The 6,200-nt window shown below is 73.7% G+C and carries 4 protein-coding genes and 2 pseudogenes; 2 read left to right on the top strand and 4 right to left on the bottom strand.

Translation table 11 applies throughout. From position 1 onward, the window contains the following. Positions 1–862, bottom strand: a pseudogene (locus DQW85_RS29525) (NYN domain-containing protein); the annotation flags it as partial. A 121-nt stretch (positions 863–983) separates the two neighbouring features. Between DQW85_RS29525 and DQW85_RS29520 the strand changes: the two are divergent. Continuing rightward, positions 984–1,964: a phosphotransferase family protein gene (locus tag DQW85_RS29520; RefSeq protein WP_240197501.1), complete on the top strand. Its 981-nt coding sequence runs from the start codon at positions 984–986 to the stop codon at positions 1,962–1,964. A 152-nt stretch (positions 1,965–2,116) separates the two neighbouring features. Here the strand turns inward: DQW85_RS29520 and DQW85_RS29515 are convergent, their stop codons facing one another. Both DQW85_RS29515 and DQW85_RS29510 read right to left on the bottom strand, forming a co-directional pair. Continuing rightward, on the bottom strand, positions 2,117–2,776 hold the full coding sequence (locus DQW85_RS29515; RefSeq protein ID WP_113703116.1) for a response regulator: 660 nt from the start codon (positions 2,774–2,776) through the stop codon (positions 2,117–2,119). Further along, positions 2,773–4,092 carry a sensor histidine kinase gene (locus DQW85_RS29510; protein WP_240197500.1) on the bottom strand — a complete coding sequence of 440 codons (1,320 nt, stop codon included), beginning with the start codon at positions 4,090–4,092 and terminating at the stop codon, positions 2,773–2,775. The genes DQW85_RS29515 and DQW85_RS29510 overlap by 4 nt, the downstream gene beginning before the upstream one ends. Positions 4,093–4,279: 187 nt before the next feature. Here DQW85_RS29510 and DQW85_RS48310 point away from each other — a divergent pair. Continuing rightward, positions 4,280–4,441 (top strand): annotated as a pseudogene (locus DQW85_RS48310) (PH domain-containing protein); the annotation flags it as partial. A gap of 313 nt (positions 4,442–4,754) precedes the next feature. On the opposite strand, the gene DQW85_RS29500 reads toward DQW85_RS48310, so the two are convergent. Beyond that, the coding region (locus DQW85_RS29500; RefSeq protein ID WP_205315503.1) for a hypothetical protein at positions 4,755–6,200 on the bottom strand (1,446 nt) is incomplete at its 5' end.

The following is a 6,200-nucleotide window of genomic DNA, read 5'->3' as shown; positions in this document are numbered from 1 at the left end:
CGCCGGTGACCGCCGCGACCGAGTCGGCCGGCCTGCTGATCGTGGTGGGCAGGGCGAGCTCCCTGCGCAGCCCGGCGGAGGCGTCCTGCAGCGCGTCGAGCAGCACCCTGATGCGGGCCTCCTCGATGCTGCGGCCCTCGCGCGCCGCCCGCCGCGAGGCCTCCAGCTGCTTCTCGACGTCGGCCAGGCGCTCGCGCAACCGGCGCAGCTCCACCTCGCCCGCGCTGCCCGCGGCGGAGGCGGCCGATCTGGCCTCCTCGGCGGCGTGCTCCATCTCCTCGGCCCGCCGCACGGCGCCCTTGGCCCGCTCGCGGGCCTCGTGGACCCTGCGGCGCAGGTCGGAGTTCTCCCCCCGGGCGGCCTTGAGCTGCTCGCGCAGCCGGTCGGCCTCCTCCTTGGCCGCGCTCTTCTGGGTGGCGAGCTGCTCGCGCAGGCGGGTGACGACCTCCTCGCGCTCGGATCCCTCGGCCGCGACGGCGGACTGCTCCAGCTCGGCGCGGGCCGCCTCCACCATGTCGGCCCAGCCGGGCGGGCGGGTGAGGTAGGCGGCGGCGGCCACCAGCACGGGGTCGGCGGCGGGGGGCACGTTCCCCTCGGCCAGCGAGGCGACCAGCTCCGGCCATCCGGCGGTCACCGACTCGGCGACCAGCTCGCGGAACTCCTTGTCGTTCTCCAGCTGGGCCGCTATGGGCGCGCTGCCCAGCTTGGCGCGCTTGCGCGGATCGAACCGGGCGATGCCGCGCAGCGGCGGTGGGACGGAGGCAGCGGGCATCGCCCCGAGGACTTGAGCCGCCAGGTCGACGACGTTGAGCCGCACCTGCTCGGGAAGCGGGCGAGACAGGCCTTCACCCGCTGAGCTCATCCCACTGTCCCTTCGTGACATGCCCTTTCAGACAAGGGTACGGCTGCCGCGTACCTGACCGTAACGGCCACCCATGTCTGGACAAGCGCTTGCTCGGCATGTACGACTTGTGCCGGGACCCGTGCTCACCGAGGAGGCGGCCGTGGCGGAGGAGATGCGTACGTCCACCCGTGACCTGGACCGGCTACGGGAGCGGATGGCAGGCTGGCTGCGCGAACGCGCCGGGGCCGCCGTCACGGTCTCGGAGCTGTCCAGGCCGTCGGCCAACGGCCTGTCGAGCGAGACGCTCTTCTTCACCGCCTCCTGGATGGGGCGGAGCGCCCGCTGCGTGGCCAGGCTCGCCCCCGCGGCCGAGGCGATGCCCGTCTTCCCCTCGTACGATCTGCGGGCCCAGTTCGAGATCATGCGGCTGGCCAGGGAGAAGGCCGGGATTCCGGCCCCGCGGGGGCTCTGGTTCGAGCCCGACCCCGCGCCGCTCGGCACGCCGTTCTTCGTCATGGAGCGGGCGGACGGCGACGTGCCGCCGGACGTCATGCCGTACACGTTCGAGGGCTGGCTGCTGGAGGCGTCCCCGGCACAGCGGCGCGCTCTCCAGGACGCCACGGTGGGCGTCGTGGCGGCACTGCACGACGCCCCGTTCACCGGCGACGAGCTGGCCGTGCTGCGGAGCGGGGGCGCGCAGGCGCCGCCCGTGAGCGGGGGCGGGCTGCGCGGGCACGTGGACGCGCAGCGCGCCTACTACGAGTGGGCGCACGGGGAGCTGCGGATACCGCTGCTGGAGCGGGCCTTCGACTGGCTGGAGGCGCACTGGCCGGACGATCCGGGACCGGCCGTTCTCACCTGGGGCGACGCCCGCATCGGCAACGTGATGTACCGCGACTTCGCGCCCGTGGCCGTGCTCGACTGGGAGATGGCGGCCGTCGGGCCGCGCGAGCTCGACCTGTCGTGGATGATCTTCCTACACCGGTTCTTCCAGGACATCACCGAAGGAGCGGGCCTGCCGGGGCTGCCGGACTTCATGCGCCGGGACGACGTCTGCCGGAGATATCAGGAGCTGACCGGGTACGCACCGCGGGACATGGAACGGCTGCTGGACGGCTAGGGCCGCCGGGGCTGTGCCGTCCCGCCCGGAGGCGAGGGCCGGGCGGGACGGCAGGGGGCGGCCTCTGAGCGCCCAGCCCAGCCGGGGCGGCCTCTGGGCGTCCAGCCCAGCCTGGGCGGCCTCTGAGCGTCCCCCCAGCCGGGGCGGGACGGTCAGAGGCCGGCGTCGTGGACCAGGAGCGCGATCTGCACGCGGTTGTTCAGCCCGAGCTTGGTCAGGATGCGCGAGACGTGCGCCTTGACCGTGGCCACGCTCATGTAGAGCTCGCGGCCGATCTCGGCGTTGGACCTGCCCTGGCCGATGGCCACGGCCACCTCTCTCTCGCGCTCGCTGAGCTCGCCGAGCTGGCCGCGCGCCTGGTCGGCGCGGGTGCGCGTGCCCGAGGAGACGTGCGAGATGAGCTGCCGCGTCACCGCCGGCGACAGGATCGGCTCGCCGGCCGCCACCCGCCTGATGGCCTCGACCAGCTCGCGCGGCGGGATGTCCTTCAGCAGGAAGCCCGCCGCCCCCGCCCGCAGGGCGCGCAGCACCTGGGCGTCGGCGTGGAACGTGGTCAGCACCACCACCTCGGGGGGCGACTTGCCGGCCCGCAGCGCCTCGGTGGCGGTCAGTCCGTCGACGTCGGGCATGCGGATGTCCATCAGCACCACGTCGGGCCGGAATTCGGCGACCAGGGGCGGCACCTGCGAGCCGTCGCCCGCCTCGCCGACGATCTCGATGTCGCCCGCCCCTCCCAGGATCATCGACAGCCCGGCCCGGACGAGCGCGTCGTCGTCCACGATGAGCACCCTGACGGGCGCGGCGATCGTCATGGCGCCCACGGTAGCCAGGCGCGCAGCCGGAAGTCTCCATCGGGTAAGGGCCCGTGCTCCAGCTTCCCGCCCGCGAGCTCGACGCGCTCGGTCAGCCCGATCAGCCCGGCCCCGGCGCCGGGGATGCGCGGGCTGTGGCGCGTCCAGCGGGGGTTGCGCACCTCGACGGTCAGGCCCTCGCCGGGGCCGCCCGTCACCGTCACCGTGACCGGCGCGCCTCCGGCGTGCTTGCGCGCGTTGGTGAGCGCCTCCTGGACGACGCGGTAGACGTTGCGGCCGAGCCCGCCCGGCGCCTGCGCCCCGTCGAGGCCGGGCATCGAGAACGACACCTTCATTCCGGCCTGGCGGCACTCCTCGACGAGCGGGCGCAGGTCGGCCAGCGTCGGCTGGGGCCGCTCGGGCACCGCGCCCTCCCCGTCGCCACCGCCACCGTCGCCGTAGCCGTAGCCGTAGCCGTCGCCGCTACCGTGACCACCGCCGTAACCGCCGCGGCCGTGACCGCCACCGTCGGCGCCGCCTTCGCCCGGCGAGGCGGAGGACGAGTGGCGGAGCACGCCGATCACCTCGCGCAGGTCCTGCAGCGCCAGGTGGGCGTTGTCCCTGATGGCGCCCGCGGCCCTGGCGATCTCACCGGCGGGCGCGTCGGGACGGAACTCCAGTGCCCCCGCGTGCAGGCTGAGAATCGAGATGCGGTGGGCCAGCACGTCGTGCATCTCCCGGGCGATCCGCTCCCTCTCCAGCCGCTTGGCCTCCTCGGCGGCGATGACGGCGCGCTGTCTGAGCGACCACACGAGCTGCCGCCTGGCCCGCACCACGATCCCCCACGCGAACACCGTCAGCCCGATGGCCGCGCCGAGGACGGTCATCCCGCCGGCGCCCAGGGTCGGGTCGGGCCTGAGCATGACGAGCGGGGCCAGGGTGACGAGGTTGAACAGCGCGACCGGACCCGACACCTTGAACGGCCGGTGGACCGCCACCGTGAACAGGCCGACGATCGCCGTGCCGCCTGCCAGCTCCAGGTAGGACGACACCGCCGCGGTGACCAGCGCCAGCCCGACGGGCCACCTGCGGCGCAGCCACACCGCGGCGCATGACAGCACCCCGGCGACCTGCTCGGCCAGGACCAGCCCGCTGGGCTCGCCGTCCAGCTCGGTCGCGCTGAGCAGGGCGAGCAGGCACGCGGCCAGGAACATCGCGATGTCGACGATCCAGTCGCGGGTCGAGCGCCGCACCGGCCGCCCGTCGACGCCGTCGCCGAGCAGGACAGAGGGCAGCGCCCAGCGGTATTCGTGGTCGTGCTCGCGCCGCTCCCTCACAGGTCCCGAGATTAGGGCGTTCCGCGATCGGCGGACAGAGACCAAAGTCGATACGGCGCCAGACCGACGGCCGACGCGCGGGCGGGCCCCGGGGGCGAGGCTATGGGTATGGAAGTGGGTATGGAAGTGGGCACGGAAGTGACACAGACGGCGCAGCGGCCATGACCTCGGGCGGCGCCGTGGCGGGGAGGTCACGGGCGAGGCGGTCCACTCGCGCAAGGGCTGGCTGACCCAGACCTGGCGGGTGGCGCCGATGTCACGCGTCCACACGGTCGACACCGCGCGGGGGCCGGTGCAGCGACTGTCCGGCCTGAACGAGAAGCCCGTGACCACGGGTTCGGGCTCGGGTTGGGGCTCGGGCTCGGGTTGGGGCTCGGGCTCGGGTGGGGCTCGGCCTCGGGCTCGGGCTCCATCAGGATCGAGGGGCTGGACCACGAGCCGACCGCGGAGCCGGCGGTGAGGGCCGTAGCGGTGTCGTGGTGGAGTCGGTCACCGGGCGGGGGACGGGTGGGTGAGCCGCGGGATTCCCGTGTCCTTGCCCATGCCCCTGTAGTGGGCAAGGGGGACATCACGCGGCTCACCTGCATACGTCATTCAGGCTATTTGCCCCACTTGCAATAAAGTTGCAGGCCTGTAAACCGCGAGGGTCAGAAGCGCCCGTCTCAGCTGCCGCCCGGGCCCTTGGCCAGGGCCGCCAGGTAGGCCCTGGCCAGGGTGAGCGCGCCGTCGCGGGCCTCCTTCTCGGCCATGAGCCGCACCTTGGCGGAGTCGGCTGGCTCGCCCGCAGGGCGCTCGGCGCCCGCGTAGTCCACCTGGACGACCGTTGCGCCCCGCCGCACCAGCACGGTGACGGCGCCGTTGAACACCTCGCCGCGCCGGTAGCCCGTGTACTGGGTGTAGGCGGCCTCGCCCAGACCCTTGACGTCGGCCACCCTGCCCCACGTGACGCCTCCCATGGAGGAGTCCTCGAAGTTGCGGTCACCGCCTCGTTCGGACGTGTAGAACGACCTGGCGGCCCCCGCGTCCTGGCTTCCGGCGCGGTCGGTGAAGCTGTGCGTGGTGATCAGCGCGCTGCGGACCCTCGTGACGCCGCCGCCCGCGTCGATGTCCCGGTTGAGCCAGCGGCACTCGAACTGCGCGTCCCCGCCCGCCTCGGTGCTCCGCGCCCGGGTCGTGGGGCCCGGCACCAGCCCGGCCGCGATCCTGTCCACGGCCTCGCACGCGGGCGGGAGGGCCGCGAGCTGCCCGGGTGAGGGCGTCGGCTGGACGCTGGGAGCGCTGGTGACGGCCTGGCGGGGCCTGGCCAGCACGCCGGGGTGCCGCGCCTTCCACGCGGCCACCTCCTTGGCGATCTGCGCGGCCAGGCCGGTCACCTCGCGGATCGCGTTGGCCTCCGTGACCGACTGGGTGGTCTCGCTGGTGAGCATCCTGGCGTCCTTGCGCTGCTGGGAGGCCTGGTACTTCACCTCGATCGTCATGTCGCCGACGCGGGCGCGGGCCGTGCCGTACGAGTACCACAGCGTGGTGCCGACGCGGCGCCAGGTGTACTGGGCGAAGGCGCTCTCCCCGACCCCCGGCAGGTCCTTGACCGCGGAGGTGTAGTCCCTCTCCCCCTCCTTCGGGGTGGGCTTGGCCGTCTCGGCGTACTTGGCGCCGCCGTAGTCCACCTCGAAGGAGTTCTGGGCCATCGACCTGCCGGTCTTGGCGCCCTCGCCCTTGTGCTGGCGCACCTTGACGTCGATCCCGCGGCTGCGCCAGTAGTCGCCGTACGAGATCCTGTTGTTGGCCCAGTCGCAGTCGAAGTCGACGGTGTACTCGCTGTCCCTGGACGTGGCGGCCACCCTCGCCAAGGGCACCAGACGGTCCACGGTCTCCTTCGGGAGCATCGCGCAGACGTCCGGCCCCTGGACCGAGGCCGACGGCGGGGGTGACGACGGCTTCGCGGAGGCGCCCGTGCCCTTGCCGCCGTTCGACGTCCTGCCGTACAGGAGGTAGGCGCCGGTGGCGCCGGCGAGCAGGACCGCGACGGCGGCGGCCACGGTGGGCAGCACCCAGCCGCCACGCCCGCGCGGCGGCGGCTGGGAGGGGTACGTGGGGCCGGTCACCGG

The organism is Nonomuraea lactucae, assembly GCF_003313395.1.
In the GTDB taxonomy this organism is placed as follows: Bacteria; Actinomycetota; Actinomycetes; order Streptosporangiales; family Streptosporangiaceae; genus Nonomuraea; species Nonomuraea lactucae.
Note: the sequence above shows the minus strand (reverse complement) of the source record. Positions and strands in the feature narration are given on the sequence as shown.